We start from the raw sequence: 26,539 nt of genomic DNA on the forward strand, positions 1-26,539 counted from the left end.
GAGAGGGATCAGCCCTTGACCGCGCCGCTGGTGAGGCCGGCGACGATCTGGCGGTTGAAGAAGATGAACGCCACGAGCGGCGGGATGGTGATGAGCAGCATGTCCATGAACAGCAGGTTCGGGTAGCTCATGTTCTGCCCCTGGAACTGGTAGAGCGTGAGCTGCACTGTCGCGTTCTCCGACCCGGGCAGGAAGTACAGCGGCCCGCTGAAGTCGTTGAACACGAACACCGACTGCACGACGATCACCGTCACCATCACCGGCCGCAGCAGCGGCGCGATGACGAGGAAGAAGAGCCTGATCGGCCCGGCGCCGTCGATGATCGCGGCCTCGTCGAGCTCCTTCGGGATGGTGCCCACGAAGGCCCGGAACAGCAGGATGCAGAACGACAGCCCGAACGTGGCCTCGATCAGGATCATCCCGGGCATGGTCTTGAACAGGCCGATGCCCTGCAGCAGCCAGATGGTCGGCACCACGGCCGGCGGCACGATGAGCCCGGCGAGGATCAGGAAGTTGGCCACCGGGTTGATGCGGCTGCGCTTGCGCTGCAGCACGTAGCCGACCATCGCCGAGACGACGACCATGATCGCCACCGACCCGACGGTCAGGATCGCGCTGTTGAGGAACGCCCGCCAGATCAGCCCGTCGCTCGCCGCGAGCACGGCGACGAGGTTCTCGAAGAACTGCCACTGCGTGGGCAGCGAGAACGCCTGGTCGGATGCCTCGGTCGAGGTCTTGGACGCCTGCAGCACCACGAACGCGAACGGGACCAGGAACACGCCGACCGACACCGCGATCGCGGCGATGCCGACAGTCCACTTGCGGATGCGCTGGCGCTTCACAGCTCGACCGGCCTTCTGTTGATGAAGTACGAGATCGGCACCATGATCGCGGTGACGACGATGAACAGGACGACGTTGCCCGCCGTCGAGAGCCCGTAGAACCCGGCCTGGTACTGCTTGTAGATCACCGAGGCGATCACGTCGCTCGTGAAGCCGGGGCCGCCGCCGGTGGTCGCCCAGATGAGGTCGAACGACCGCAGGCCGCCGATCAGGGAGAGGATGATGACGGTGCCGGTGGCGGCGCGCGACAGCGGGATCGTGATGGTGCGGAGAATGCGCCAGGGGCTCGCCCCGTCCATGCGCGCAGCCTCGTAGTACTCCGTGGGGATCGCCACGATGCCCGCCATGAAGATCAGGGTCGCGATGCCCACACCCTTCCAGACGTCGACGCCGGCGATGGTGAACAGCGCGAGGTTCGGGTCGGTGAACCAGCCCGGCTGGGGCAGGCCGAAGACCCCGAGGATGCCGTTGACGAGCCCGTGGAACGGATCGAGCAGCGACTTGAACATGATGCCGACGCCAATCGTCGAGATCAGGACCGGGAAGAACACGACCGCCCGCAGGTACCCGCGGCCGAGGATCGGGGAGGTCAGCAGCACCGCGAGCGCGAACCCGATCACGACCTTCAGGCCCGAAGTGAGGAAGCCGTAGATGAAGGTGTGGATGAACGCGTTGTAGAGCTGCGGGTCTTGGAAGAACGTGACGAAGTTGGCGAACCCGACGAACTGCACGCTGAACAGCGACCACCGCGTGAAGGCGAAGTAGAACGACGCGAACGTGGGGACGGCGAAGAACACGAGGTAGAGCGCTGCCGCCGGAAGGTAGAACCACGACGGGTACGTCGATCTCATCTTCCTGCGGGGTGGCGCGAGGGCTGCCGTCGTCATGTCCTGTGGTCTCCGTCGTCGTTGTCGGGGGATGGGAGGGTGGGGCCGCACGCGCGGCCCCACCCCGCTCAGAGGTCTACCAGCCGGGGAGCCCGAGCTGCTGCGCCTGTGCCTTCACGTCGTTGTCGTACAGCCCGGCGCCAGCCTCGGCCGTGGTGATGCCGGAGCCCACCTCGACGAGGATCTTCTCCAGGTTCGGGCCCTTCACCGGAGACAGGAACTCGAGCGCGGGGCTGGTCTTGCCCGCGTCCTGGTACGCCTGCTCGTCCGCGACCAGGGCGGGCGCGTCATCCGGGACCTTGCAGGTGCTGATCGCGTACGGGCCCGCAACCGTGCCGGCCGCGTTCTGCACCTCGCAGCCGGCGGGAGAGTTGATGAACGCCACGAACTTCTTGGCGGCCTCGAGCTTCGCGCCCGTCGTGCTCTTCGGGATGTATGCGCCGTTGGCCTCCCACACCGTCGCGTGGGAGTCGCCCGCGTCGGACGGCATCGCGAAGTAGCCGATGTCGTCGACGTTGTCGGGGTTGTTCTGGATGACGTTGCCGATGGTCACGGTCAGCATCGGGTACTGGGCGGCCGCGCCGGTGGCGAGCAGCTTCAGCGCGTCGACGTTGGTGAGCGAGGCGAAGTCCTCGTTGAGGAGGCCGAGGTCGTGCACCTCGGCGGTGTGCTCGAACGACGAGAACGCGGGAGCGTCGACGAACTTGGCCTTGTTCGCCGTGTAGTCGTCTGCCCAGTTCGAGTCGGCGGCGTTGACGTTCGCGAAGTCGGCGAGCACGAACAGCTGGCTCGTCCAGGTGTCACCGTACGACTGGAGCACGGGGATGATGCCCGCGGCCTTGATCGCCTGGCTGTTGCTGATGAAGTCGTCCCAGGTGTCGGGCACCTCGAGGCCCAGCTGCTCGTAGACCTTCTTGTTGTAGAGGATGCCCCCGTCGAACGTCGAGCCCCACGGCGCTCCGTAGACGCCGTTCTCCGTGCTGACGGTGGTCTTGAAGTCGTCGGAGAGGTCGGCGACCCACGGCTCGTCGGTCAGCGGCGCGAGGGTCGAGTCGGGGTTGAGCGCCTGGAACAGCGAGCCCGAGTTGTAGAAGAAGACGTCGTCCATCGTGCCCGTGGAGAGCTGGGTCTTGATGAGGTTGTCGCCGTCAGTACCGGCCGGTCGGGTGTCGATCTTGACCGTGATATCCGGATTCTCCTTCTCAAAGGCATCGACGAGGCCGTTCGCCAGCGCGATGGCCGCTGCGTCATTGCCGCCCGCGAGGAAGGTTATGGATGTGGCGCCGCCCGAGTCGCCGGAGGGCGCGCAGCCCGCGAGGCCGATGCCGAGGAGGGTCACACCCCCGACCGCTGCGATTCGGAGGGCGGATCGGCGCAGGCTTGTTCCCTGGTGCTTTCTCAACATTGAGAGTCCTTTCGAGGGTGCTGGGTGAGGGAAGTCAAGCACAATGTAGAGCGATCTACAATGTGCTGCGTACGATTATGCACGTTTGTAGATCCATCTACAACAGCTAATATCAGAATCCCGCTCCCCACAGCGGAATCTCGATCAAGGCCGCGCTGCGGCGGAGGACCCATGGCCAAGCCCGGCGAACGCGCGGCGACTATCGAGGATGTCGCTCGTGCCGCGGGGGTCTCCCGGGCCGCCGTGTCGAAGGTGCTGCGCAATGCCTACGGGGTGAGCCCGGCGATGCGCCAGCGGGTCGGAGATGCGATCGAGGAGCTGCACTACCGCCCTAGCGTTGCCGCCAGGGCGATGCGCGGGTCGAGCTTCACCCTCGGGATCGAGATACCGGATTTCGGCAACCCCTTCTTCGCCAAAGTGCTCCTGGGAGCCACCGGCGCGCTCGTCGGCACGCCCTACCAGCTCATCATCGCTCCCGCCGAGGCCGGGTACCGGGTCGGCTACCGCGCCATCGAGGCCCTCGTCGACCAGCAGGTGGACGGCGTGATCGGCGTCGCGCCCCTCGTCACCCGGGAGTGGCTCGAGAGCATCGCCGACCGCACTCCGGTGGTCATGTTCGGGCGGCACGACCTCTCCGACATCTACGACACGGTGGCGGGCGACGACGAGAAGGGCGCGCTCGCCATCATGAACCACCTGTTCGAGCTCGGCCACGACGACATCCTCCACCTGAGCATCGAGGTTGTGGAGAGCGAGCAGCAGACCCACACCCCGCACGACGTGCGCCGGCGCACCTACCTCCGCGCGATGGAGGAGTCCGGGCGCGCCGAGTACATCCGCATCGCGCGGGTCGAGGACAGCCGCGACTTCTCCGAGGTGGCCCTCGAGATCTTGAGCGAGGCCGTCGCCTCGGGCACCGCGCCTACCGCGATCTTCGCCGCCCACGACGAACTGGCACTGGCCGCCCTGGGCGCGATCACAGAGCTCGGCGTGGATATCTCGGTGGTCGGCTACGACGATGTGCCCATGGCGGCGCATCCGAAAGTCTCGCTCACCTCGGTCGACCAGAAGGGCCAGCAGATGGGCGCCCGGGCGATCGAGATGCTGCTCGAGCGGCTGCAGGGCCGCACCGAGGCCCTGCACGAGACGTTCGACCCCACCCTGCGGATCCGCGGAACGACGCGCCCGCCGCGGAGCCCGTAGCTCTCGGGGCGTCAGTTCGCACCAGTCGCGCGGCGCAACGGGCACTGGGCACCGCGCACCGGGCACCGGGCACCGCGAAAGCGGGATGTCAACCGAGAGTGACATCCCACTTGTCGTGGTGGGCCCGGAGGGATCTGACTCCCCTACTGAGCCGCCAGAAAACAGCGCGGTTAGGCGTCGGCGAGAAGTAGTGGCCGGGCGCTATTTTCTGGACTGCTCAGCGGGGGCCCACGAGTAGCTTCGCGTCCACCCGGGCGCACCGATAGATCGAGACATCCGGTTAAACAGATCGAGACGCCACTCGAAAGTGACGTCTCGATCTATCGGTGCGCCCGGAGGGATTTGAACTCTATTAAGCCGCCCGGATGAACCACGTTCTCCGCCTCGATCCCAGTGTTCATAAGGCATCTCCCGCAACTATGATCATGTCGTCACCCGTTGGGTTCGACACGTTTGTAGGGTTTTTGTAGGGATTCCGAGCTGTCTCGCTTGACCGTTTGAGGTCTCTCTACCTCGCTCACAGGCTGAATCAGCCAGCCGCCCTTCGTGGTCGCTCGCTTGCAGTACGACCACGAAGCACACAGCGCGAGCCACATCTACGTCCGCGAACTCGGCGAGGCGACACGACCCCCGCTCAATGATTAGACACTCTGTCTGTAGCGTTCGGCGACGTATGGTGTAGCCGCGCGGCAGAGCTGCGTCCAAGGGTCGGGATCTCCCGACCCTTCTTGTTTCGTGAGACCATGGGAACACTCAGGTGAGGTGTGCCCGCATTCGAGTTGACACAAGTGGCACAGCGCGGCGCTAGGCTCGCCTCGAGGCCATGGGCGTGCGAGTCGCTGGCTTGACAGTGACCACCTCGCCGTTAGATTGAGCCTGTCTCCCTTCGTGACACTCTGAAGGATGCTTGACAAGGTTTCGAGATCTCGCGATACATTCGCTAGGCGCTGCATCTCTGCGCCCATAACTTGCCAGCCGTCGCGCTGGCTTTTTTGATGCGCGACGATGACACACTTTCGGATGTACTCTAAATCCGCTTGGTGCATCTGCGCCCACTGCCGGCCAGTCCACGGAGTGGGTTCCTTCTTGCATAACGACTTCATAGTCGCGGCAGTAGACTCGCCTCAGCACGGCACGTCTGTGCCAATTCCTAGCCCGCCATCGAGCGGGCTTTTTCTATGCCCAACTTCTAGGTAGTACTTCATAGACCCTGCGCCCGTACTCACGGGAGCAGCACTCGCCAGCTCTCCCCATGGGGCTGGCACCCTCCATCGAGGAAGGGGGACGCCCATGTGCACGCTCATGGACTCTCTCGGATCGTTGCTGGGCGGCTTGGGTAACTTCGCGCTCGGTGTGGTGGCCATTTGGACCATCGTCACCGTCAAGCGCAAGAAGCCTAAAAAGCGCAAGAAGCGCCGCTAAGCGAAAACGACCACCCCCATGGGTAGGGAGAACTCTGCCCAAAATCGACTCCACATGCCCCTGACGTGATGCAGGCCGGTGAAACTCATCCCCGCGGCGGGGTGCTGGTCCAGTCGTCGTGACGCCACGTTCAGTCGGGCCCGCACTCGTCCGGATACCTGCTCGCGCGTAGGGCGGAGTTCAGAGAGACGAATCGATGATTCGCTTGAGCTGGCTCGAGTCGTGAACTTCGATGCCCAGCACCTGGGCTTTCTCACGCACGCGGCTGTCGTCCGTGACGAGCACCCATGAGCTGCGAAGCAGCATTCCGTCCTCGACCTGATTTGAGAGCAGGATGGTCGCCAGCAGACCCGGGTCGGCAGCGCCCTTGTTCCGGTACAGGTCCACTAACCGGACATCGCCGACAGGCTCCGAACTCATCACGAACCGCACCATAGAAAAGAAGTCTGCGCTGACATTCGTCACGCAATCTTCGAGTACGCGACGTTCCGGTCTGCTCGATGCCTCGCGAAGCACGTCAGGCGTGATGTGACAGTTCGCGGCGAAGAAGTCGCTTTCGATGCGTCGACCAGTCAGCGCAGTGAGCGCGTTGTTGTCAACTAAGTACCGAACTTCGTTCAACTCAGCACCCGCCGGAAATCGCCCACTTCAGCCTTGTTGAAGAGCATGATGCGACGGAAGTCTCCGCGACTCATCTGGCCAGCGTCGAGAAGCCTCATCATCCGCCTCGAGCACTCGAGGCCGTTGTATTTGCGTAGCGACTTGGCCGGATCCGACGCGCTGAACGGATGCTTGGGAGGCCGCACAAACTCGGCCTTCAGAACGTCCATATACGTCTCAAAGCGATCCTGGGTGATCAGGTCGAGGTGGCGTGCGCGCATGGTCATCGCGCTCGGGGTCACCATGAAAGTGTCGGCGGCAGACTTAAGGAGATCTAAATCAGCGAACTGGGCGCGTTGGAGCTGTCCAGCTGGCATCAGGATCTCTTCTACCAAGCGATACTCTCGGGCGGTCGTCTTCTCCTTGGAATGCCCCTCGTAGTTGACAGGCGCGAAAATGTCACGAGATATCAGCACTGCGAGAAGCGTCAGTGTGAATAGTTTCCGACCCTCGGGTTGCCATTGGGCACCTTCGTCCCCGCTTGCGAGGAATAGATAGGGAACCTTTCTGTCCTTCAGCGTGATGCCGCTGAATTTCGCCCAGTTCGGGATTCTCTGGGGCATGAAGATGTCTTTGGTGCTCCGAGCCACGAGAATTTGATGTGCTTCTAAGCGCCCGACCAAATAGTCGACGGCTGCGGTCTTCTTGCCGCGTCGAAGCACCTGCTCCTCAATGCCGAGCGCTGTCTTCAACGCGATCGCGTCCTGTGGCACTGTCTGTCGCGACCGCCTCAGCAGGCCAACAATTTCGTTCATTTGCAGAGTTGAGTCGTTCTCTCGTAGAAGCTTCTGCTTCATTCGAAGGTCTTTGACAATCAACTCCACGTCACGCAGCGCGATGCGCTGGCGAGTGTGCATCGAGAACGACTCCTGCGTAAACCCTTGGGTCAGCTTCTTGTTCTTCAATCGCACTTGCTCCAGCACCACAGGAGGCGGAGCAAAGAATAAGGGATAGGGAATCTGGGCTTGCCCTGTCAACTTGACGAAGCTGGCCAGTTTCATGGGCTCGCCCTCAAATGCTTGGAGCACTTCCGCGCGCTGAGAAACAATCGAGTTATCGAACAGGGCCGCGAAAACTTCCCTGTCGATCGGCACGAGTGAGCCATGCACCATTAGGGTGACCGGTTCTGCCCCGGTGTCGGGAAGCGCGCTCTCCATGGTTTCCGTTCGGCAACCGTTTGAGGCTCCAAATTCGAGCACTGTCGCAGACGAAAGTACAGCAGTAAAACCTATTCACGGCCCACATCCGCACGATCACGCAGCTCATGGGTCCGATACACGGCGCGGTCTACCTCGCGGTCGTGGTGATGGTCCTTCCCGCGCCAAGGTTCCGCCCCATCGATCGTCTCCTTGGCTGTGTTCCCGTGATAGGTGGAGCTGTCGCACTCGCGCGAGCACTCAGGCTTCAACACATAGGGCCCACGGATCCATTGGGCCCCATCGCAGCCGGAGAGCCTCGGAGACGACTCTGCCTGCTAGCTGGGACGGTGCCCGGCTCATCGCCGGGCACCGTTCATTTAGGCGGTTTGGACTTCGCCATCCGGCTCTTCGTGAGTGTGATTCCTGGAGAAGTTGGTCGTGCCCCACATCAGGTCATGTCCGATCGCGTCGGCTTCGACTTCGACGGACGTGCCGACCTTCTCCCCGTTGTCCCACTCACGAATACGGAGGGTGCCCGTCGCGATCACTCGCTCTCCCCTGTTGACGCAGCGGCCGACGTTGGTGGCCAACTGGCGGAAACAGGTGACGGTGAACCAGTTGGTCTCTCCGTCGATCCACTTCTCGGTGTCCTTGTCATATCGGCGATGAGTTGAAGCGAGCCGGAACGAGCTGATAGTCAGACCCTCGCCGGTGGTGATGAGTCGCGGGGTAGTTGCGACGAGTCCGGTGATGGTGATGGTGTCGTTGCTCATGGTTCTTCTCTCCTTGTTTGAATCGATCACTTTTTCTGCCTTCCGGCACCAAGAGAGATGAAGCGGTGCGGGAGGAGAGCGGCAACGGTCGTGGAATACCGGAGCTTGCGAGGATATGCCGCGAAAGCCGTTGCGCTCGGGGGACGCCCGCGCATGATCGCCAGTGCGGAAGGCAGAAAACAAGTAGGGGCTCTCTACAGCGCCGGCCTCCGTGCCGGCTCGGATTCCCAACGCGCCCGGAGGGCGCCGCGGGTGGCCCCCGGCTGTTGCCGGGGGCCGAGTGTGACTAGTCCACCTCCTCAGATGACACGTCCGCCGTGTCATCATCCTGCTCGTCGACGCCGTCCGTCCCGCTCGCTTCGGTTGTCGTCGCGTGGTCGATGACGATCTGCTCGACCTCCGACGCGGCGTAGCCCCATGCGGTGAGCTGGCCGAAGTAGGCGCTCATGTCGCGGGTGGGGTGACGCCACGTGTCCTTGCTGGTGTGGGACTCGATACCGGCGAGCACCACCGCGAGGCTGATCGTGGCAGCTTTGCCGTGGTTCGCCTCGATGAGGGTCGCGAGCTTGTCGCCGCTCCACATGCTGCCGCCGTGCTCGATGCCTAGCAGGGTGTGGGCGAGGCTGTTGCCTCGCCTCATGGCGTCCGCGACGGTGCTGCGGTTGCTCGTGAGTCCGCGCGCGACGAACAGACCCACGTCCTTGGGGAGGGTCTTGCGGCCCAGGAACGTGGTGAGCCATTCGCGGCGCACAGTCTCGGCGGAGGCCCATGCCTTGTTGTTGGCGATCAGCTCGCGACGATCGGCCTTCTGCTCGTCGGTCATGGGCCCCGATGGTGCCGTGCTTCCGTCTTTGCGAAACCCGAGCGCCTTGTAGTCGGTGACGAAGTGGGTCGTCTCGACGCTGCCGGAGATGTAAGAGCGCACGAACACGAACCGCTCCCCCTCGGTTGGCAGGTCGTCGGGGGTGACCCGCTTGCCCTCAGCGGTGACGAGGTCGCCGATGCGGATGTAGGTGTCGTCGTAGTAGCCGGGGTCACGGTCGAGGACCGTGTAGCCCTGCTCGCGCAGTTCCACGCTCACGCGGGCGACTTCCTCCGCTCGTGCCTTGTCGTCGCGAGCACGCTGGGCGGCATGGGCGAACTGCTCCGGGTGGCTCGTGGCGACCTCGATCAGGTCAGCGACCCGCTCGTCGTCTCCCTCGAACTCGATCAGCGCTGCCGCCTGATCGAACGTCAGCTGGTGCTCGACCACTGCAGTCGTTGCGAACTGCGACTCGGCGACCTTCAGACCCTGCTTGACGTCGACCTGCTTCGTGGCGGTCCGCTTGGCGATCACCTGCGGGGTGAGTCCCTCGAACGCCAACTGCTGGAATGCGCCGACCCGGTCGCCGTCCGTCAGGGCGGTGCGGTGCTCGTTCTCGACCAGCTGCTGGATGATGCGATCGGCGATGGCCTCGGACGCCTCCACCACGAAGGCGGGGATGCTGGTCAGTCCGACCTCGCGTGCGGCGAGGGTGCGGCGCTGACCGGCGCGAACGATGATGTTCCCCTTGTCGTCTCGTCTGGCGAGGATGGGGGTGAGTACGCCGTTCTCGCGGATGCTGGCAAGGAACTCTTTGTCCAGCGGCGCGGTCGTGCGTACGTTCGCCTCGACGATCACCGTGGTGGGGTCGACGTGCTCGATGGTTCCGGTGGTGGTGCTGGTGTTAGTCATGTCGTTTCTCTCTCTTTGATCGACTGTTTTGTTTGCCTTTCCGGCACAGAGATCTGTTGAGAGTGGACGGACCGCAGTGCCCGGTCGTGGAATACCGGAGGGAGCGCAGCGAGTGAGGATATGCCGCGAAAGCCGGGAACGAAGGGCCGGGAGCGAACTACAGTCGGCGGACGGAAAGACAACAAACCGAAAGCACTGCGCCGACCAGGTCGGCTCCAATCGAGGTCGGCCTAGGCCGACTGGAGTCAGTCATTGCGTGCAGGACCTTAGGAGATTCCGTCCCAGCCTCTCGATCCGCGGGATGTGATGCCGCTCGCTCTCGCTCGACTGATTGCTCGTAGAACGGCGTTGGCGATCACGTGTGCCGCATGTGGGTCCGCGCGCGCTAGCACCGAGCTGCCTGCTAAGTGTGCTGAGTGTCAGTGCGAACCCGGAATGCCACCCAAAGCCCACACCGGCGACAGATGTACTCGGGTTGAGTGCCTAGTGCGTGCAAACTCTTCCGGGGGTATGTTCGGCCACAACATGAGCACTTCGCTGTGAGCTCCTCACTCACAATGCCGCCTCCAGCGCCTCAGAAATTTGAACCTGGGTCGGCAGACCAGCCAGGCCGATCGGGGTGAAGTAGACGCGGCACGCGAGATCGGACGTACGGCCCTCGGACGGGAAGATATCCACGCCGTCCAGCGTGAGGGTGGGAGAACCAGCGAACGCCGTTTGTTTTGCGGCAACTGGGTCGTCGATAAGCCGGTAACCGACCAAGATGTCCGAGCGTCCATGCTCAAGCAGAGCTGCCTTCGCTCTTGCACCGGCTTGCTCCCAGTTCGGGCATTCCGCTATGTGGAGAATCTCCAGCTTCATATCTCCATTGTCTCCCACGAACGGATTTATCTATGGTCGGGCCAGCGATTCGCAAGGCTGAGAATCGCGGCAACCAACTCGTCTGCGGCGCTCAACTCGACCTCGACAGAAGAGGCAGGTCCGGAACCGATGTAGAGCCACGTCGTTTGGTGGCCGTCGTCCCGGGCTATGCCGATTTCGAGGTCGACCTCTTCAGAGGTTGTAACGAGCTTGTCTCCTACGAGGTGCCGGCGCCGCCCGACTGTGATGACGGTGATCCCGTCGCTGTGGTGCACCCTGTCGTCGGGATGATCGTTTTCGCGGTGCGTCGCGGTGCACCAGGCGGGGCACGCGTCGCGTTGCCAGCTAGGGCGGTCGCCGAGGTTGAGAGCTATTAGTTTCATCAACTCAGAATCCGGGACTGCCTTTCGGCCGGTTCCGGGAACGAAGTTTCCGGAACCGGCCCGCCCATCTGGCGACTGGGGAGGAACGACTACCATCCCCCGCCACGCGCGTCCAACACCGCGATCGCTATCTCGAGCGCTCGCTCGGGAGTGAGTCCTGCTGGTCGCACTTGCCCGACCACGTAGTGCCAAGGCTCGAACGATCGTGGAATCAGCTCCGGTCCTTCATGGACTGGCCCGTACTGCGGATGCTCGAGCAGCCAGTGGATGAACTGGTGATTCTCGTCGCGCAGCGCCCTGCCGAGTCGCCGGCTGCTGATTCTGGACAGTTCGTGGAACCACGCGGTGCTTCTGCTGAGGCTCGCGACCCGCTCCTCCTTCGTTTTAGTGCCGAGGCGAGGCGAGGGCATCGTCAGTCGAAACGCCGGATCTATGAAGCGGCGAAGGTTCTCGTCGCGCCGCTGGGAGAGGGGGTCGGCCGCTCGCCGGGCAGCACGGCGTGCTCGACGGTCGGACTCGTTGTCGTGCTGGCGACCGGCCCACTCCCGTCCTTCGCGGTCGGCAAGGAGCAGCTTGTAGTTGTAGGACTCGTGCTCGATGAGGCGCCGAAGGTGCGGGTTATATCTGGGCAGCCGTTCCCAGAACTCGCTTGCTGCCTCCTCGTCAGCTCGGATGTGGTCTTCGGTGCGTTCGGGTCGCGTATGGACGATGGTCATGGTCTGTCTCCCGGTGATCGTTTCTTCGGCCTTTTCCGGCAGGAGTGATCAGGGGTGAGCGCAGGGTCAACGATCTGGGGTCCGTGGAATACCGGACGAGCGCAGCGACGGAGGATATGCCGCGAAAGCCCTAGTCGTCGGCGCGGAGGGAGCTACGATCGCGGGACGGAAAAGCCGCAGCAAGTGCCGCTATAAGCGGCCGATATTCAGGCGCGCTCGTCGCGCTCCACGGCGTTGGCCCATACCCAGGCGCGGTCCTCGCGCCCTGCAGGCGTGGTCCACCGCACCGCGCAGGCTCGCGGTGTCCAGGCGACGATCTCGACGCGCAGTCGTAGAGAGACGGTCTCGTAGTGGATCCAGGCCCAAGCAGGTATCGCTACGGGCGTTCGGGTCAGAGGAAGCCGATCAAGCTCGAGCTCTTCCTTCTTGAGAGAGGAGGGCTGGCGGTCGCGCATGATGATCTCGTCGGTGTGTGCGGCCATGCGTTTGTCGATCGCGTCGGCGTAGCGCTTGTTGGTGCCCACAAGTTCCTCTTGGCGTGTCGCGGGAGCCGGGTTTAGCCTCGTGACACTCGAACATACTTTCGAAGGTCAGGAGCGGTCAACATGAGCATGGCGCACGCGCACCATCCCGCTAGCGGCGCCCAGATCGCGGTCTGGATGGCCAACGAAGCACCCGCGCGCATCGTCTACCGGGGCATCCGCTACCGCGTGACTGATACGCCGACTCGTCTCGAGGACGAGATGTTCATGATGACCCACCCGCTGCCGATCACCGGGTGGCGGTTCCAAGGCACCGACCCTCAGGGGCAGTCGCTGATGTTCGACATCCGCCCTGACGGCGACGGTTGGGCGTTGATCCGCGCGTTCGTCTAACCGAGGTAATCATGCCGTCGGTGTCGTCGACATCGACGAGCGCATTGGCGCAAATGTCGGCGAACTGGGTCAAGTGCTAGAAGGCCGACGAATACGCCTTCGCTGGGATGGCGGTCGCGCATAATGATCTGGCCGGTTCCGCCTGTCGATCGATCTCGTCGGAGCAGCTATAACCGCATAGCCCCGGCCGGGCGGGTTAGTCACCCACGTTGAGCTGCCGAGATGGTCACAATGAGCGTGATCTGGCGATATAATCGGGATATGCCGATGATAGATGCCCCTGAGCAGCTCGCTGCGGTTTCTTTGTTCCATTCCCTCGCGGACCCGACGCGGCTGCGCATTGTCCAACGGCTGATGGGGGGTGAGACGCGGGTGCGAGATCTAGTGAGCGAGCTGGGGCTCGCGCAATCCACGATTTCCGAGCACGTCGCCTGCTTGCGCGACTGCGGGTTGGTGAACGGTCGGGTGGAGGGTCGGCAGGTGTTCTACTCGCTCACCCGGCCGGAGCTGATCGACATCCTGCAGGCCGCCGAGGTGCTGCTGGATGCGACCGGACACAAGGTCGACCTGTGCTCTGTCTACGGACGACACGACACCACAGAGGCCCGACGATGATCGGAACGATCGCCGCGGCGATCGGACTGTTCGCCGCGACCAACATCGACGACATCGTGGTGCTCACCGTGCTGTTCTTGGCCACGACCCGGGGCTCCCTGAAGGGCTGGCAAGTGGTTCTGGGGCAATACCTCGGCTTCATCGCCCTCGTCGCGATCAGCGTGATCGCCGCCCTCGGCCTGACCATCGTCCCCGACGAGTGGGTCGGGTTCCTCGGCCTGATCCCGCTCGGGATCGGCCTGTACGGGCTGGTGCGCTACCTGCGCCGCCGCGGCGAGGAAGACGACGATGACGACGAGAGCTCCATCAAAGCCGGCGGGCTGCTCGGGGTCGCCGGGATCACGATCGCCAACGGCGCCGACAACATTTCCCTCTACACGCCGGTGTTCCGCACCCAACCGATACCCGACACGGTCGTCACCATCGTCGTGTTCCTGCTGCTCGTGGCGGTGTGGTGCCTGGCCGCTCGGGCCATCGGCACAAACCGACGGGTTACCGAGGCTCTGGAGCGGATCGAGCACTGGCTGGTCCCGGTCGTGTTCATCGGCCTCGGCCTCTACATCATGATCGGGTCGGGGGTCGTGCCCCGTTTGATTGAAGTCCTGATGTAAGCGGCTACACGAACCGAGGCCCAGATCCCTGTCGGGATGGCGATGAAGCGCCCGCGCGCACCGTCAGCCGAGGCGCCCGGTACCGCCGACGCATATCGAGCACGAGATGTTCATGATGACCCGCCCGTTGCCGTCCCCGGCCGACGGTTTCAGGGGACTGACCCGCAGCTTCCAGTCGCTAATGTCATCATTTGTGCTGACGGCGACGGCCGGGCGTTGATCCGCGCTTTCGCCTAGCCGAGGGTAAGCACGCCGTCGGTGTCGGCGAAGTCGACGTGTAGGTGGGTACAGGTGTCGATGAACTGGGTGAAGTGCTGTAGCGACAGCGGGACGCCGTCGCTGGCGCGGCAGTTGGACTGCCCAATTCGGGATCCAGCCGGGACGATCGGGTCGAGCATTCCGATGAGTCGGAGGGTGAGGCCGTCGGAGCCGGAGAGGCTCCGGGCGTCGAGCATGTAGAAGTCGACGGACTTGCCGCCGCCCTCGCGCACGTGTGGGAGTGTTCCGCCTCCGGCGTCGTCGTGGGTGCAGAGGCGGTTGATGGAGCTGACGCCGACGCGGTCGAACTGGCGGGTGGCGAGGACGATGATCTGCAGGGTGCGGACGTCGATGCCGCAGTCGGGGACGGTGGTGCCGGCAGCGATCCAGCGGATCTGCTGCTCGGGGTCGGTGAATGCGGTGAAGGTTCCGTCGTCCATGCGTTGGACGAGCTCGAGGGCTAGCGCTTGCGAGTCGCCCGACACCTGGCATTCCTGGCCTTGGGTCGGGGTGAGGGTGGAGACGATCTCGGTCGCCGGCTTCAGCGCTGCCGTGTAGTCGGCGCTGCCGTTGCCCGTGGCCTGGGTTGCGACGACGGCGGGCGTGCTGGTCTGCCAGTCCGGGATGCGCTCGAGCTGCGCATAGAAGAGGAGCGCCGCGTGAGCTGGGTCCAGTCGCTCCTCTGCACTCCCCCACTGGGCGCTCTGAGCGAAGAGTCCAATCTCGCCCGTGCTGTCGCTGGCCGTGGCGTTGCGGAGTTTGGACTCGGCGATCGCGGTAGTGACGCCGATGATCTGCGCGGTCTGGCCGAGACCGCGGGCGGTGGCGGCGTTCATGATGATGGCGGCGTTGACGAGCTGGTCGCCGGTGTAGCCGGCGACGCTGACGTCGAGGGCGGCGACCTGGTCGACGTCGACGGGGTTGGCGGAGCATCCGGTGCCGGAGGACATGACGACGGCGCCGACGAGCGACAGCACGATCCCGGTCATTCCGATGGCGATCCCGCGCAGCATGGGGCTATCGCTGCCCTGCGGCGGCGAGGGCCTCGTCGGTGTTGGTCACCTGCGCTTCCCAGCTGGAGAGGATGTGCTGCACGTGCGTCTCCGGGTGGGAGCCGTACTTGAAGATGTAGTGCCCGTCGCGGAGCTTCTCGATGGTCTCCGCGGTTTCTGGTGCGAGGCCGAAGGTCTGCTGGCACCAGGTCGCGTCCTCGGGGCGGGACTGCCGGTAGATGCACACGGTCTGGGCTTCTTGGATGATGGCCATGCCGGGTGAGTCCGTCGGGATGTCGGATCCCTTGTGCATGACGAAGACGTTGCTGATTCCGAGGCCTCGGGAGAGTTTTTGGTTGGCTTTGATGAGGCCGGCTGCGGGGCCGCCGATCATGTGCCATCCCTCTTCGTAGACGACGGTGGTGGCCCAGCCGCGTTCGCGGCGCAGGCGGCCGAGCATCCACATGTTGCCGATCGCCATGACGACCGGCACCGCGGGGCCGTCGTCGGGCAGTTGGGAGATGTCGAACGAGGTGAGCTTGCCTGCGAGGTCGACGGCTCTTGAGGTTTCGCCGTCGAGGAGGCCGGCGTATTCGTCGAGGAGGCCGTTGAGTGTCCAGCGGACGGAGAGGCCGGCTTTGTGGAGGTCGTCGCGGGCGGAGTCTGACAGAGTTCGGTAGTCCGGGTCGTCGGCGAGGTCGCCGAGGTTGGGCAGGATGTCCGCTAGGACTGGAGCGCGGTGGTCGCCGACCTTGTCGACGGTCATCCGCAGCGCCGCCCTGAGGGCTTCTTCTTCCCAGGAGTCGAGCTGTTGGTCGCCGCGGGCGAGGCGGGTGACGATGTTCAGCAGCCGCGCCTGTCCCTGTAGTCCGGTGCCTTCGAGGATGGTGGGGTCGAGGAGGTTCAGGGTGGTGCCGGTTCCGTCGGGGCTGAACTTGATGGGCTCGTACCCGTAGCGGCGCACGACGCCTGAGTATTCGCCTTCCCCTGCTTGGTCCTTCTTGTCGAAGACGACGCAGCGGCGGTTCTTCAGCAGCAGCGGCCGCAGGACGTGGTTGGCCTTGGTGTGGGTGGACTTGCCGGCGCCGACGTCGCCCATGATGATGACGTTCGGCGATGACACCTCGCGCGGTGTGGAGTTGTAGGCGGTGATCGGGTCGTGGGCGATGGAGGTCCGCGACAGTACGTCGCGGCCCGTGACCACGCCGGTCGTTCCTGTGGGCGGGCCGATGAGGGCGGTGTTGAGGATCTCTGCCTGACGTGTCGTCGATGGTGCGCCTTGGATGGCGGGCGCGTATTGGCCGCGAGCTGCCGCGCCCGGCTTCATCCGCAGTCGCGTTCCGGGCTGCCCCCACGGCGTGATCTCGACCGGGGTTTCAGTGCCCTCGGCCGTCGGTTCGGCGGGTGGCGCGAAGGCTCGGAGTATGGGTGCGTCCCAGAGCTTGGAGCGGGCGGGCTTGAGGTCGGTCATGAGATGGACTCCTTCTCGGTGCGGCCGGCGAGTTTGGCGTAGAGGCGGGATGACATGGACCGGCCCGCGGTGGCGAGGCCGCGGCCGATGGGCCAGGTGGTGCCGGAGGCGGCGGACTGGAACGAGTCCTGCCAGTCGAGGTGGTCGATGCCGGCGGAGCCCGCGCAGGTCTCCTCGAGCTGGCGAGAGAAGCGGGCGAGCTCGTCCCGGTCCCTCGCGGAGATGGTGATGTAGCCGACCCACTCGGCCCCGTGGTGGTGGGAGCCGGCGGTCAGGTCCGCGCGACGTCGCTGCGCGGCCGACATGGCAACGTCCGTGTCGTCGGTGTCGAACTTGCCCGCCTCGTGTCGCGACAAGGCTTCTGCTTGGTCGCGCACGAGGTCCTGACGTGCTGCGGCTTTGGCGTCGTTGGCGGGGATGAGGTGGATGTGGAACGACACCGATCGGATGAACTGCATGTCCCGGCCGATCAGCAGGTCCAGGAGCCACAGCTGGGTGCGAGGTGCGGTGGCCATCGCGTCCGCGCGGATCGCCGCCGTACGGTGCCACCACTCCACGGGAAGTCCGGCGATCGGGTCGATGCCTTGCACGACGTGTGCGGAGAACTCGTCGTGGGAGGTGATGCCCATGTGGGCGGGGTCGACGTCGGCGACGAAGTCGATTGGACGTGACGGGTTCTGCTGGTGCAGCATCACTGCGACGGTCTGCCGTGCGGTGAGCACCTCCACGGTGCCCAGGCGTGCGTCCTCGAGCCCGCGCAGGGTCGAGGCGATCTCCTGCGCCATGAGTCCGCGCCACCCGTCGCGGGCGGGGCCGTACTTGGCGGCGGCATCGGCGAAGCTCTGGTTGACCGGCCAGCTGATGATGATGAAGTGCCGCTGCACCATCGCGTCCTCCCCCGTCAGCCGCAGCACCTCCTCATAGGACGCGACCGCCTCGGCAGGCGCCGCCGGGTCGAGGGCGCCGGAAACCCAGTACTCCTGCATCGCCGTATCGGCCGGCAGGACTCGGGTCATGGTCTGCACATTGCCGACGAGGTTCGAGGCAGCAGCCCTATTGGCGAGGAACGTGCCCCACCCCTCGGCGGCTCGGGTCATGACGGAGGTGGATTCGATGCCGCGCAATTGCCCGGTGACTACGAACGTCACTGACAGATACTGGGCTTCCCCGGTGGGAGCATGCCAGCCGATGCCGGGTTCGCCGCGGCCGTGCTGCAGCCACCCCATCCCGTCAGCACCGTCAGGGTTGGAACGCATCGCGGTCAGCACTCGCTGCGCCTCCCACGTCGCGTCGCGGCGGGCGCGACCGCGCAGGTGCCGGGCATCGCGAAGCGCCTGCTCGGCTTGGTCCCATGCTGCGATGTCGTAGGGGACGAATGCGTCGACCCCTGAGGACACGCGCTCCTTCCAACGGTTGCGGCGCGTGCGACGTTCCATGATCGTGCCGCGGTGCGTGCGGGTCGTGACAAGGAGCGTGACCCCAGATCCGACGACCCCGACAACGAGGCCCGGCCACCCGATCAGCGGAGTAAAAATCAGCCCGGACACAATGAAGACGCCGAGGAGGATGATCCGGCTACGGGAGTGTGTCCCGCCGAAGAACGAGCGGTGCCCGGTCTCGCCGCCGAGGTAGCGGACGGTCGCCCGCGTTTGCGTCTCGGTCATGGTCGCTCTGCTCCGATCGTCGAATCATCCAGTGCTGCGGTGGCCTGCCGGCCCGCTGCTTCCGTCAACTTCACGCCCTTCGACGCCGCGGTCACGCCCGCAGCCAGCACAAGCGTGGGAATGCCGATCGCGGCCCCAGCCCCCGTCGCCGTCTCGGCGGCACCGGCAGCCGCCAGTCCGCCGCTCGCGGCCGCGGCGCCTTCAGCCGCTCCAGCGGATGCTGCTGCACCGCCGGCGCTGGCACCGGCTCGGGCGGCCGAAGCACCAGCCATGCTCATCCCCTCGGCTTCAGGGGCGGCCGCGCTGGCGGAGCTCGGCGCGGCACTCGTGGATGCGCCCCTCGAACCGCGCCCTGAGGAGGCACCGCGGTCGAAGCGCGCCGTGGCCTCGCTCATGTTCTGCGGGCCGATGGAACCGGCGGCGACCGCGGGTCCGCGTGTTCCGCCGAAGCCATTGGGGATGACTGGGGCGAGCTTCATCAGAAGCAGCGGCGAGCACGCCGCCAGGAAGAGGGCAATGACCGCGACGCTGAGCTGTACCAGCGAGTGGAGGTTGAGGTTGTTGCCGAAGGTTGCCACCGAGTTGGCCATCATCACGAACGAGAACCCGAGCAGGAAAAACAGCAGCGGGTGGGCGGCGAGGATGCCGATCCAGACCGACACGATCTTCGTCCCGAAGCCGCGCTTACCTGGGTCGATGATCCACACCAGCCCGAGTGGCAGGAGTACCCCGGTGAAGTAGAGGGTGACGAGCTGCACGACGAGCATTGCGAAGACCAGCAGTAGCCCGACGACCATGCAGAGCATCAGCAGCACCGCGATGGGTAGGCCGCCTGTGATGCCGACGGGGTCGGCCTCGGAGATCATCGTCTGGAAGTCGCCGATCACGCCCGAGACCGTGCCTCGCAGCCCCCATTCGACGACGTCATTGGAGAGGGCGTGGAAGAAATTGACGAGCATCATCCCCAGCGCCGGCCCGAACATCGCGCCAATGAGGAAGAGGCCGAAGTAGAGCCCGACTGACTCGACGAGGTCGCGGCCTGCTTGGGCGCCGCGGGCTGTCCGGAGTATCTGGGGGATCAGGAGGGCTACGGCGACGAAGATTGCCCCGGCGAACGAGATCGCGTACGCCCGGAGGAACCAGTCAGTCGAGAGGTCCGGTAGAGTGGCGTCCGTGAGAGCCGGGAGCACGTCCTTGCTCAACCCCTTGGCGGCATCCTGCAGCGCCTTGAACGTGTTGCCCCACGGGTCCGACCAGTAGGACACCGCGCCCGTGAATCCGTTGATCACGTCGCCAAGTCCGCCGATGATGGAGCCGATCCCTCCGGCATCGTCACCGTCTTCGAAGTGTGCCATTAGCAACCTCCTGAGAAAGGCCGTCCGATCGAGTAGAGCTCTTCGGTCGACCGAGTTCCTTGGGAACTCACGAACTTCCAGCTGTCGTCTTCCCATTTCATGGTGACTGTGATGGACCCCTTGAGGGTCGAACTCAGTTCGCCATCGATCACCAGCGCCGTGCCGATGGACGCAGTGACGTCATCGGAGGCAGTGGCCTCGAGGTAGTAGACGCCCGGAAGCGTTGATAGGTAGTAGTCGGTGCCGTCAGGCACGAGACCACCAGAGAGGTTCGGGTTACCAGCGAAGAACCCCGCGATGTCCTTCGTCGGCGCATTCGAGGCAAGTCCGTTCTCCTCGATAGTCGCGAAGTCCGATGTGGCGGGGTAGGGGTACTGGTTGAGCCAGCGCACGAAGGCAGTCGCGACCTCGATCGCTCCGTTGGAGGTGTGCGGCGCTGCCGCTTGGGCTGCGAGCACCATGGCTGCGTCGCGCTCTGACCCGCCGAGGCATCCGGTGGGTTCGGCGTCCGGCCCCGGCGAGCCCGAAACGGTCACCGTCGGGCTCGCGGTCGGCTGGGATCCGCCCGGGTTCCAGACCAGCACGGTCAGTGCGGCGATGATCGCCGAGATGACGATGAGGGCGAGGAGGATCCAGGGCCAGATGCGCCGGGGGCGCGTTGCTTGTGCTCGCATCTTCTATCCCTACCCGAATACCGACAGGATCGCGCCCACGATCACGGCGAGAGCGGCGAGGACGCCGAGGGAGATGCCCGCCCACATCGCCTGGGTGCGTGCGTCCTTGTAGGCGGCGGGGTTGCTGCCGCTGGTGGCGACGGCCATGTTCCCGACGCCGATGATGACGAAGATGATGGCTGCGATGATCGCCAGCGCCCAGAGGCCGCCGAGGATCTTCTGCCACAGCTGGGTGAACTCGAGGCCGAAGATGCTGAAGTCGGGCAGGATCCCGTCGAGGGGGTTGTCGATCATGGGGAGGATCGCGAGGGTGCCGATGATGCTCATGGTTGGTTAGTCCTTTCGGTTCAGCGTGCGGTGTTCTGGAGTGTGCGGACCACGTCGGCGGCAGCGCCGGTGAGGGCGTGCCGGGTGGCCGGGGCGAGCTTGGCCAGGGTGAGCTGGCCGCGCTCGGCGATGTGGGCGTCGAACGGGATCGAGTGCTGGTGCGTGATCCCGTGGGAGCTGAGGATGCGGTCGACCCGAGCGACGACCTGCGGGTGCTCCGGTCGACCGTCATGCAGTCGCAGCACGATCGCGTTCGCCGCGAGCTCGCCCGCGCGACCTCCTGCAGCCTTCAGTCCCTCGAGCAGCTGCGCGGCCTCGAGGGCTGCGTCGCCGGCGTCGAAGATCGGAACGACGAGCACGTCGGCCGACATCACCGCAGCACCGAAGGCCGGCGACGAGGGCTGATTGCCGGAGTCCATGACGCGGACCGCGTAATAGTCGTCGACGACCTTGACGATGCTGTTGACGGCGGTGTCGTCGAGGCGCGGCCGCCATCCGACGGAGCCGATGACGGCCGCGAACGACGACTGGGGTGCCGTATAGCCGGCGAGTTGTCCGGCGGAGCGGATTTGCTCGGCGTCGGCGACGAGTTCGCCGAGCCCACGGTTGGGTGAGCCCTCGCTGCGGAAGGTCAGCGCCCCTGGGTCGTCGGAGACTTCGATGATGCACACCGATCCGCCGCGGATGGCGGCGATGGTGCCGCCGAGCATCAGCGAGGTGGGGGTCTTGCCGACCCCGCCCTTCGGGTTGGCCACGAGCACGGACACGGCCCGCGTCCACGTCGCCTGCCGGATGGTCTCCTCGAACCCGGCGAGCTGCTCGCCGGCTACGATCGCGGCGGCCTCGGCAGCACCAGGCGCGACCTTCACACCGACCTTGGTCAGCAGCCCGCGCAGTCCCTTCTGGGCTGTGCGGGCAGGGGCAGCGACGGAGAGGGCTCCGAGGTCGATGTCGTCCTGCTCGAGCTCGACCGATGCGGTGGCGTCGGGGATCGGCTCGGGTTCGACCGGGGGTGCGGCGGGCGGGACCGACGGAGCGGCCACCGCGACCGCCGGGGCGTCCCGGCCTTCGACGTAGGAGGCGGCGCGTGCGGCTCCGGCGAAGGCGGGGCCGTCGGTGCGAGTGGGGGTGGTGGTTGTCATGGGCGCGATTCCTTTCCGTGTTGTGCGTCCTGGTCCGGGTGGAAGGTGCGGCTGTCGGGTGCGGGTCGCGGAAGTGAGGTGGGCGTCGGGCGCTTCGCGTGATGAGCGCCGACAGGTCGGCACCGTAAGGGGAGCCGCTTCGCGGCGATGACCTTGGTTGTTTGTTTGAACTTTCCGGCTGCCGATCGTAGCTCTGTCCTCTGCTGCGTTCGCAGATTTTCTGACGCGCCCTGCGGGCTTACTTCGCCCGAAATTCTGCGCACTGCGCCTCGTCTCCTCGCACTCGATCTCTCTGCCGGAAGGCAAACAAAACGATCGATCTGAGAGGACTGCATGACCATGACCAGCCGTAGCTCAACCATTCCGTCCACCTCCCTGCGAGTTGACGATGACACCGCCGCGCGAGTGGCCCTGGCCTGCGCCGGGGTCAGCGGAGAACCCTCCGTGAACGTCGGCATCCAGACCTTCGGCGGTGCTGCCGACTTCGTCGCTGCGGTCCACGACGGTGAGGATGCTCCCGCCGCGCTGTCGAACCTGGTGCGGCAGCGCATCCGCGCGTTCGCGACCGCCCACCGGGTTGGCCGGGTGCTCGAGGAAACCAAGCGTCACGGGTTCGGGATCCTGACCCCGCAGTGCGAGCTGTGGCCGACACAGCTCGACGCCCTGCGCGGGCTTGCTCCCCAACTGCTGTGGGTGCACGGCGACCCCGGCATCCTTCTGAACCCGGCCGTCGCGATCACCGGCACCGCGAGCCCCACCAGGTACGGCATCCACATGGGCATCGAGCTGGGTACCGGCCTCGCCTGCCGCGGCTGGGTTGTCGCCGCCGGTGCCGGGGCCGGCATCGACCAGCTTGTCCTGCGCTCCGCTGATGCGATGAAGGGTCGCGGTATTACCGTCGCCGCAGCATCCCTCGAACGTGTTCGCACCGCGGTGACGAAGGGCGTCGCCGTCAGTGAGCTCCCGCCGACCGGGCAGCTGACGGTCCGTGCGCAGCGCCGGGCGAAGTACCTGCTCGCTGCCCTCGCGGTGAAGACGATCGTCGTCGAGGCCGGCCTGTCCTCCAGTGCGCTGCGTACCGCCGAGGCAGCCCACGCCATGGACCGGCCCGTGGGTGTGGTGCCGGGTCCGATCACGTCGCCCTTCAGCGCCGGATGCCACTGGCTGGCCCAGCAGCATCATGTGTCCCTGGTGACGTCGATCAAGGACGCCGACCGCCTGCGCTGAGATCACGGGGTCACCTCCGCTACCTCGAGCTCCTCGACCGCGTCCGACGTCGGCTCGGCAGGGAGTGCGGGGGTGACCGTGATCGTCGCGTGTGGGAGGGCACGGAACGCGGCGATCGCTCCGGCCTGCACCATCCAGAAAGCGCCGTCTGCGGCTTCGCGGACGTCCTGCGGCGGGATCACGAACGTGTGCTGTGCACGGGCCGTGCCCTGGGCATCGCCGCCCGACTGGGTCGATGCCTCCATCCGAAGGACGGTCCCGGCGTACTTGACGACATCCTCGGGGTCTTTCGACCGACCGAAGATCAACGCGGCACCGGAAGTCAGGGCGCGGCGCCTGCGGGTCTCATCGTTCGACAGCCCGGCGGGGCTCTGCGTGGCCAGCACGAGACCAACTCCGGCGGAGCGGGCGGTCTCGAAGAGCGAGCCCGCGGTGTCGCCGGGGTCCTGGCCCGCGGTGACGAGCTGTGGGAACTCGTCGACGATCACGACGACCGGCGACTTATCGCGGGCGGTCAGTCGTGCGGCGAGGAAGTTGCGCAGGTCGAGCATGAGCAGGTCGCCGAGCTTGGCCTGCGCGTCATCGACCGGAGACAGCGGCACCATCGTGACGTCTGCCGGGGCGTTGCCGTAGGACCAGCCGCGCTCGTCGATGTACCGCTCGATCGGACGAAGAGCCACCAGCAGCGAATGCAACGCACGCAAGCCGGCGGTGGTGCCGTTGCGGTCGACCGCGGTGTTGACCATCATCAAGTCGAACTGATCGCGCACGTGCGGTCCGGGATTGCTCAGCCGCTCGCGCAAGTCGGCGACGCTGCGGATCGGCTCAACGTCCTGGACGGCTTGCAGGCATCCGCGGATCTCGTCGAGGTAGTGCTGGTTGGCGCCGTCCGCCGGCGGCATGAGCCGCATGAGCTTCGCGGTGACCTGCTCAGCGGTTCCGTTGAACAGATCCCACCCTTCGGCGATCACCGCGCTGTGACCGTGGCTGCGGGCAAGGGCTGTCAGGTGTTCGGCGTCGGCCGGGTCGCCCTTGGCGTCAAGGACGAACACCGGCCATCCGGACTCGAGGGCGCAGAGCACGAGTCCGTTGATGAGGACGGTCTTGCCGGAGCCGGACTCCGCGACGATCAGTGCCCGCACCGCAGATGACGTCTCCGGCAGCATGAGGAACTGCCCGGTCGGGTCGACCCAGTCGCGCACCGAGCGGGAGTCATGGAAGCGGTCAGCGAGCAGTCGGATGGTGGCGAGGTTCATGAACCCGAACGACTGCCGACCGGCCACCTCGTGGGGGACGGTGAGAACGTCTGCGGTGGTGCCGGTGATCCGGCCGGTGTTGGTATCGAGCTTGACCCCGATGCGGCGCGCCGCGGCCGCGTCCGCGGCGCGCTTGCGGGCGGACTCGATGCGCTCCTGCACGAGCACGTTAGTGATGCGGCGGGTGCGGACGCGCTCGGCGATCGTGCGACGGCGGTGCGACCACACGACCGGCAGCAGCAGCACGCCGGAAAGCAGGTTCAGGATCAGCCACCCGCCGAAGGTCGGCAGCAGCTCCCCGACCCAATCCCCTTCGGCAAACTCGCGCGCCTCACCCGACTCGACCCATCCGGTCAAGAGCACGACCTCCACCGTGACCAGTGCGGCCACAAGGAGGATACCGACGACGTTGGCGATCCAATGCCAGCGGTGGACCATCCAGAATCGCGTCTTCGTCGCGATAATGTCCGGGACCAGCCGGTTGGCCGCCATCGGAATCAGAAATGGCGCAGCGGACAGGGCGACCAACACGACAAGGACAGCACCAAGCAGACGAGACAGCGCATCGCCCATCGGGTCGGAGGACGGCATCGGGGTCGTGCGCTTGTCGGTCATGAGGACACCTCCTCCCGCTCCCACAGGTGCGGGGTCGGGATCTCCCCGGCATTGCTGACCGGCTCGGGCACGCCCTCCCAGAGGTCGGTGTCGTTGCCGATCCACCTGCCCTTCACGTCGAACACCGGAAGTGCGACAAGGCGGTGCCGCTGGGCGCGGAAGATGAACCTGTCGGCCTCCTTCGCCACGACGCGGGCCGCGTCCTTCGTGCAGAGATACACGACCCGCGACACTCCCCCGGTGGCCATCCGCTGGCCGTGGTGATTATGGATGAGCTTGTACCGCGCGAGCTTCTTCGCGGTCAGCTCGACCTCGATGAGCTCGACCACGTCGCCCTTCACAGCGACCCCATCGACTTGGTGATCCTGCAGCGACATCGGCCGTCGATCCCGGAACCACTCGTACCCGCGAGCAAGGTAACGGGCCGACACGGCGGCGACGGCTAGCTCGTGGCGGGTGGTCTGCCGGTACAGGTTGGGGGCGGTCCTCCCGACCGCTGCGTGGGTGGCCCACACGACCTGACCCTCTTGGTACGTGAGCCGCTCGCGGTTCGCCAGCCCCAGGTCGACCATGCGCGAAACCCATCGCTGCGCGACACGTCGACCTGCCGGTCCACCGAAACCGTTGAGGGCTCCCAGCGCCCACTGGATGGCTTCCATGTCGGCCATCCGAACAGTGCCCAGCCACTCCAACATCTCGTCGTCTCGCCTCGTGATCTGCACCACTACTTCGACCTCGACTCCCTGCGTTCCGTGCGTTCTGTCTGTCTTGCTTTTTGCATTTTCTTGTTTCTTGTTTTTCCCTGTCCCACCGCCACTTCTTTACTTCCCAACCTCCCGTGGACAACTTGTTGGGTGCGGGAGGTTGGGAAGCTGGCCCTGCCAGGAAGTGGCGGTGGGACAGGGAAAAACAGGCCTTAGGTACTCGTTTGGGTACTCGCGACAGGTGAGTACCCAAACGAGTACCTTCATGCACGCTAGGCAGGCACCCCCGCATGGGGGTAGAACGCTCGTGCGCGTGTCGCAGATCAAACATTGAATTCGTCTCAATCACTGCTTGAGGCTTCGAAGGATGCCCGCCTCGTCGTCGCCGGAGGCTCGTGAGACGCGATCCAGGAGCAGGTCGACGGCGATGCGGATGAGGGTGTTGTCGGTGATGCGCGGGGTTCCCGCCGCCCTCGCACGGTTGAGTCGCCGGGCTTCGACGGTGAGCTGGTTCTGCTGGTCGTCGCGCAGCCGGGTCTCCTTGCGGACGAGGCGCAGGTAGGTCGGCAGGTCGGCCCCGTCGCTGCTCATTGGACTCGGTAAGGGTCGCACGGTTCTCGTCCGCGCGACCTTCGGGCCGGCTTCGAGCGGCCTAGCAGGCCGCGCTGGCTCCGGCTCGTGCGCCTCGGTAGCGACGCCGTCAGGAGTCGGCTTCTCGTCGAGATTGCCCAGCAGATCGCCGAGGCTT

Annotated in this window: 27 protein-coding genes; 6 read left to right on the forward strand and 21 right to left on the reverse strand. The window is 65.4% G+C overall.

Annotation, left to right across the window (positions count from 1 at the left end; genetic code table 11):
• Positions 1–8 precede the first annotated feature (8 nt).
• From AC1RTC_RS07625 to AC1RTC_RS07635, 3 genes are all read right to left on the reverse strand, one after another.
• Positions 9–842 carry a carbohydrate ABC transporter permease gene (locus AC1RTC_RS07625; protein WP_493154900.1) on the reverse strand — a complete coding sequence of 278 codons (834 nt, stop codon included), beginning with the start codon at positions 840–842 and terminating at the stop codon, positions 9–11.
• Positions 839–1,693 carry a carbohydrate ABC transporter permease gene (locus AC1RTC_RS07630; protein WP_493154901.1) on the reverse strand — a complete coding sequence of 285 codons (855 nt, stop codon included), beginning with the start codon at positions 1,691–1,693 and terminating at the stop codon, positions 839–841. Before AC1RTC_RS07630 ends, AC1RTC_RS07625 begins: the two co-directional genes overlap by 4 nt.
• Positions 1,694–1,805: 112 nt before the next feature.
• Positions 1,806–3,068, reverse strand: a complete 1,263-nt coding sequence (locus AC1RTC_RS07635) for an ABC transporter substrate-binding protein (RefSeq protein ID WP_493154903.1) — start codon at positions 3,066–3,068, stop codon at positions 1,806–1,808.
• A 237-nt stretch (positions 3,069–3,305) separates the two neighbouring features.
• Between AC1RTC_RS07635 and AC1RTC_RS07640 the strand changes: the two genes are divergently transcribed.
• Together AC1RTC_RS07640 and AC1RTC_RS07645 are read left to right on the forward strand one after the other, a co-directional pair.
• A complete protein-coding gene (locus tag AC1RTC_RS07640) occupies positions 3,306–4,337 on the forward strand; it encodes a LacI family DNA-binding transcriptional regulator (RefSeq protein WP_493154904.1) in 1,032 nt (343 codons plus the stop codon).
• Positions 4,338–5,627: 1,290 nt separating this feature from the next.
• Complete coding sequence (locus AC1RTC_RS07645; RefSeq protein ID WP_493154905.1) at positions 5,628–5,759, forward strand: hypothetical protein; 132 nt, start codon at positions 5,628–5,630, stop codon at positions 5,757–5,759.
• Positions 5,760–5,939: 180 nt separating this feature from the next.
• On the opposite strand, the gene AC1RTC_RS07650 is transcribed toward AC1RTC_RS07645, so the two are convergent.
• From AC1RTC_RS07650 to AC1RTC_RS07685, 8 genes are all read right to left on the reverse strand, one after another.
• Positions 5,940–6,380: a hypothetical protein gene (locus AC1RTC_RS07650; protein ID WP_493154906.1), complete on the reverse strand. Its 441-nt coding sequence runs from the start codon at positions 6,378–6,380 to the stop codon at positions 5,940–5,942.
• Entirely contained in the window at positions 6,377–7,576 is a 1,200-nt protein-coding gene (locus AC1RTC_RS07655) for a hypothetical protein (RefSeq protein ID WP_493154908.1), read from the reverse strand. The genes AC1RTC_RS07650 and AC1RTC_RS07655 overlap by 4 nt, the downstream gene beginning before the upstream one ends.
• 359 nt (positions 7,577–7,935) lie before the next feature.
• On the reverse strand, positions 7,936–8,331 hold the full coding sequence (locus tag AC1RTC_RS07660; protein WP_493154910.1) for a single-stranded DNA-binding protein: 396 nt from the start codon (positions 8,329–8,331) through the stop codon (positions 7,936–7,938).
• A 286-nt stretch (positions 8,332–8,617) separates the two neighbouring features.
• Positions 8,618–10,045, reverse strand: a complete 1,428-nt coding sequence (locus AC1RTC_RS07665; protein WP_493154912.1) for a ParB/RepB/Spo0J family partition protein — start codon at positions 10,043–10,045, stop codon at positions 8,618–8,620.
• A 552-nt stretch (positions 10,046–10,597) separates the two neighbouring features.
• Positions 10,598–10,906 (reverse strand): hypothetical protein, encoded by a 309-nt coding sequence (locus AC1RTC_RS07670; RefSeq protein ID WP_493154913.1) that lies wholly within the window; start codon positions 10,904–10,906, stop codon positions 10,598–10,600.
• 26 nt (positions 10,907–10,932) lie between these two features.
• The gene (locus AC1RTC_RS07675) at positions 10,933–11,289 is read right to left on the reverse strand and encodes a DUF6907 domain-containing protein (RefSeq protein WP_493154914.1); all 357 of its coding nucleotides are present in this window, start codon (positions 11,287–11,289) and stop codon (positions 10,933–10,935) included.
• Positions 11,290–11,378: 89 nt separating this feature from the next.
• On the reverse strand, positions 11,379–12,005 hold the full coding sequence (locus tag AC1RTC_RS07680) for a hypothetical protein (protein WP_493154915.1): 627 nt from the start codon (positions 12,003–12,005) through the stop codon (positions 11,379–11,381).
• 206 nt (positions 12,006–12,211) lie between these two features.
• Positions 12,212–12,529, reverse strand: a complete 318-nt coding sequence (locus AC1RTC_RS07685; protein ID WP_493154916.1) for a hypothetical protein — start codon at positions 12,527–12,529, stop codon at positions 12,212–12,214.
• 81 nt (positions 12,530–12,610) lie between these two features.
• On the opposite strand from AC1RTC_RS07685, the gene AC1RTC_RS07690 reads away from it, so the two are divergent.
• From AC1RTC_RS07690 to AC1RTC_RS07700, 3 genes are all read left to right on the forward strand, one after another.
• A complete protein-coding gene (locus tag AC1RTC_RS07690; protein WP_493154917.1) occupies positions 12,611–12,880 on the forward strand; it encodes a hypothetical protein in 270 nt (89 codons plus the stop codon).
• Positions 12,881–13,141: 261 nt separating this feature from the next.
• Positions 13,142–13,495 (forward strand): ArsR/SmtB family transcription factor, encoded by a 354-nt coding sequence (locus AC1RTC_RS07695; RefSeq protein WP_493155235.1) that lies wholly within the window; start codon positions 13,142–13,144, stop codon positions 13,493–13,495.
• Complete coding sequence (locus AC1RTC_RS07700) at positions 13,492–14,106, forward strand: cadmium resistance transporter (RefSeq protein ID WP_493154919.1); 615 nt, start codon at positions 13,492–13,494, stop codon at positions 14,104–14,106. Before AC1RTC_RS07695 ends, AC1RTC_RS07700 begins: the two co-directional genes overlap by 4 nt.
• Before the next feature lie 233 nt (positions 14,107–14,339).
• Here the strand turns inward: AC1RTC_RS07700 and AC1RTC_RS07705 are convergent, their stop codons facing one another.
• From AC1RTC_RS07705 to AC1RTC_RS07735, 7 genes are read right to left on the reverse strand one after another with little or no spacing between them, the layout of a single operon-like run.
• On the reverse strand, positions 14,340–15,377 hold the full coding sequence (locus AC1RTC_RS07705; protein WP_493154920.1) for a hypothetical protein: 1,038 nt from the start codon (positions 15,375–15,377) through the stop codon (positions 14,340–14,342).
• 4 nt (positions 15,378–15,381) lie between these two features.
• Positions 15,382–16,827 (reverse strand): putative type IV secretion/conjugal transfer ATPase, encoded by a 1,446-nt coding sequence (locus AC1RTC_RS07710; RefSeq protein WP_493154921.1) that lies wholly within the window; start codon positions 16,825–16,827, stop codon positions 15,382–15,384.
• Positions 16,824–18,491 carry an SCO6880 family protein gene (locus AC1RTC_RS07715; RefSeq protein WP_493154922.1) on the reverse strand — a complete coding sequence of 556 codons (1,668 nt, stop codon included), beginning with the start codon at positions 18,489–18,491 and terminating at the stop codon, positions 16,824–16,826. The genes AC1RTC_RS07710 and AC1RTC_RS07715 overlap by 4 nt, the downstream gene beginning before the upstream one ends.
• A complete protein-coding gene (locus tag AC1RTC_RS07720) occupies positions 18,488–19,846 on the reverse strand; it encodes a hypothetical protein (RefSeq protein ID WP_493154924.1) in 1,359 nt (452 codons plus the stop codon). Before AC1RTC_RS07720 ends, AC1RTC_RS07715 begins: the two co-directional genes overlap by 4 nt.
• The gene (locus AC1RTC_RS07725) at positions 19,846–20,520 is read right to left on the reverse strand and encodes a hypothetical protein (RefSeq protein ID WP_493154925.1); all 675 of its coding nucleotides are present in this window, start codon (positions 20,518–20,520) and stop codon (positions 19,846–19,848) included. Before AC1RTC_RS07725 ends, AC1RTC_RS07720 begins: the two co-directional genes overlap by 1 nt.
• A 9-nt stretch (positions 20,521–20,529) precedes the next feature.
• Complete coding sequence (locus tag AC1RTC_RS07730) at positions 20,530–20,847, reverse strand: hypothetical protein (RefSeq protein ID WP_493154926.1); 318 nt, start codon at positions 20,845–20,847, stop codon at positions 20,530–20,532.
• Positions 20,848–20,867: 20 nt separating this feature from the next.
• Positions 20,868–21,989 carry a ParA family protein gene (locus AC1RTC_RS07735; RefSeq protein ID WP_493154927.1) on the reverse strand — a complete coding sequence of 374 codons (1,122 nt, stop codon included), beginning with the start codon at positions 21,987–21,989 and terminating at the stop codon, positions 20,868–20,870.
• A gap of 339 nt (positions 21,990–22,328) precedes the next feature.
• Between AC1RTC_RS07735 and AC1RTC_RS07740 the strand changes: the two genes are divergently transcribed.
• Positions 22,329–23,216, forward strand: coding sequence for a DNA-processing protein DprA (locus AC1RTC_RS07740; protein WP_493154928.1), 888 nt, complete (start codon positions 22,329–22,331; stop codon positions 23,214–23,216).
• A 2-nt stretch (positions 23,217–23,218) separates the two neighbouring features.
• On the opposite strand, the gene AC1RTC_RS07745 is transcribed toward AC1RTC_RS07740, so the two are convergent.
• From AC1RTC_RS07745 to AC1RTC_RS07755, 3 genes are all read right to left on the reverse strand, one after another.
• Entirely contained in the window at positions 23,219–25,087 is a 1,869-nt protein-coding gene (locus AC1RTC_RS07745; protein ID WP_493154930.1) for a type IV secretory system conjugative DNA transfer family protein, read from the reverse strand.
• The gene (locus AC1RTC_RS07750) at positions 25,084–25,755 is read right to left on the reverse strand and encodes a hypothetical protein (RefSeq protein ID WP_493154931.1); all 672 of its coding nucleotides are present in this window, start codon (positions 25,753–25,755) and stop codon (positions 25,084–25,086) included. The genes AC1RTC_RS07745 and AC1RTC_RS07750 overlap by 4 nt, the downstream gene beginning before the upstream one ends.
• Before the next feature lie 381 nt (positions 25,756–26,136).
• On the reverse strand, positions 26,137–26,382 hold the full coding sequence (locus tag AC1RTC_RS07755) for a hypothetical protein (RefSeq protein ID WP_493154933.1): 246 nt from the start codon (positions 26,380–26,382) through the stop codon (positions 26,137–26,139).
• Between the last annotated feature and the right edge of the window lie 157 nt (positions 26,383–26,539).

It is taken from the genome of Rhodoglobus sp. GW821-FHT12B09 (genome assembly GCF_058809925.1).

Bases quoted from the DNA above. Each gene is read 5' to 3' on its own strand.
- AC1RTC_RS07720 (WP_493154924.1), bottom strand. From the start codon at position 19,846: ATGGCACACTTCGAAGACGGTGACGATGCCGGAGGGATCGGCTCCATC.
- AC1RTC_RS07645 (WP_493154905.1), top strand. From the start codon at position 5,628: ATGTGCACGCTCATGGACTCTCTCGGATCGTTGCTGGGCGGCTTGGGT.
- AC1RTC_RS07710 (WP_493154921.1), bottom strand. From the start codon at position 16,827: ATGACCGACCTCAAGCCCGCCCGCTCCAAGCTCTGGGACGCACCCATA.
- AC1RTC_RS07745 (WP_493154930.1), bottom strand. From the start codon at position 25,087: ATGACCGACAAGCGCACGACCCCGATGCCGTCCTCCGACCCGATGGGC.
- AC1RTC_RS07655 (WP_493154908.1), bottom strand. From the start codon at position 7,576: ATGGAGAGCGCGCTTCCCGACACCGGGGCAGAACCGGTCACCCTAATG.
- AC1RTC_RS07670 (WP_493154913.1), bottom strand. From the start codon at position 10,906: ATGAAGCTGGAGATTCTCCACATAGCGGAATGCCCGAACTGGGAGCAA.
- AC1RTC_RS07630 (WP_493154901.1), bottom strand. From the start codon at position 1,693: ATGAGATCGACGTACCCGTCGTGGTTCTACCTTCCGGCGGCAGCGCTC.
- AC1RTC_RS07735 (WP_493154927.1), bottom strand. From the start codon at position 21,989: ATGACAACCACCACCCCCACTCGCACCGACGGCCCCGCCTTCGCCGGA.
- AC1RTC_RS07725 (WP_493154925.1), bottom strand. From the start codon at position 20,520: ATGCGAGCACAAGCAACGCGCCCCCGGCGCATCTGGCCCTGGATCCTC.
- AC1RTC_RS07640 (WP_493154904.1), top strand. From the start codon at position 3,306: ATGGCCAAGCCCGGCGAACGCGCGGCGACTATCGAGGATGTCGCTCGT.
- AC1RTC_RS07675 (WP_493154914.1), bottom strand. From the start codon at position 11,289: ATGAAACTAATAGCTCTCAACCTCGGCGACCGCCCTAGCTGGCAACGC.
- AC1RTC_RS07730 (WP_493154926.1), bottom strand. From the start codon at position 20,847: ATGAGCATCATCGGCACCCTCGCGATCCTCCCCATGATCGACAACCCC.
- AC1RTC_RS07660 (WP_493154910.1), bottom strand. From the start codon at position 8,331: ATGAGCAACGACACCATCACCATCACCGGACTCGTCGCAACTACCCCG.
- AC1RTC_RS07750 (WP_493154931.1), bottom strand. From the start codon at position 25,755: ATGGCCGACATGGAAGCCATCCAGTGGGCGCTGGGAGCCCTCAACGGT.
- AC1RTC_RS07715 (WP_493154922.1), bottom strand. From the start codon at position 18,491: ATGACCGAGACGCAAACGCGGGCGACCGTCCGCTACCTCGGCGGCGAG.
- AC1RTC_RS07705 (WP_493154920.1), bottom strand. From the start codon at position 15,377: ATGCTGCGCGGGATCGCCATCGGAATGACCGGGATCGTGCTGTCGCTC.
- AC1RTC_RS07695 (WP_493155235.1), top strand. From the start codon at position 13,142: ATGCCGATGATAGATGCCCCTGAGCAGCTCGCTGCGGTTTCTTTGTTC.
- AC1RTC_RS07665 (WP_493154912.1), bottom strand. From the start codon at position 10,045: ATGACTAACACCAGCACCACCACCGGAACCATCGAGCACGTCGACCCC.
- AC1RTC_RS07755 (WP_493154933.1), bottom strand. From the start codon at position 26,382: ATGAGCAGCGACGGGGCCGACCTGCCGACCTACCTGCGCCTCGTCCGC.
- AC1RTC_RS07700 (WP_493154919.1), top strand. From the start codon at position 13,492: ATGATCGGAACGATCGCCGCGGCGATCGGACTGTTCGCCGCGACCAAC.
- AC1RTC_RS07740 (WP_493154928.1), top strand. From the start codon at position 22,329: ATGACCAGCCGTAGCTCAACCATTCCGTCCACCTCCCTGCGAGTTGAC.
- AC1RTC_RS07690 (WP_493154917.1), top strand. From the start codon at position 12,611: ATGAGCATGGCGCACGCGCACCATCCCGCTAGCGGCGCCCAGATCGCG.
- AC1RTC_RS07680 (WP_493154915.1), bottom strand. From the start codon at position 12,005: ATGACCATCGTCCATACGCGACCCGAACGCACCGAAGACCACATCCGA.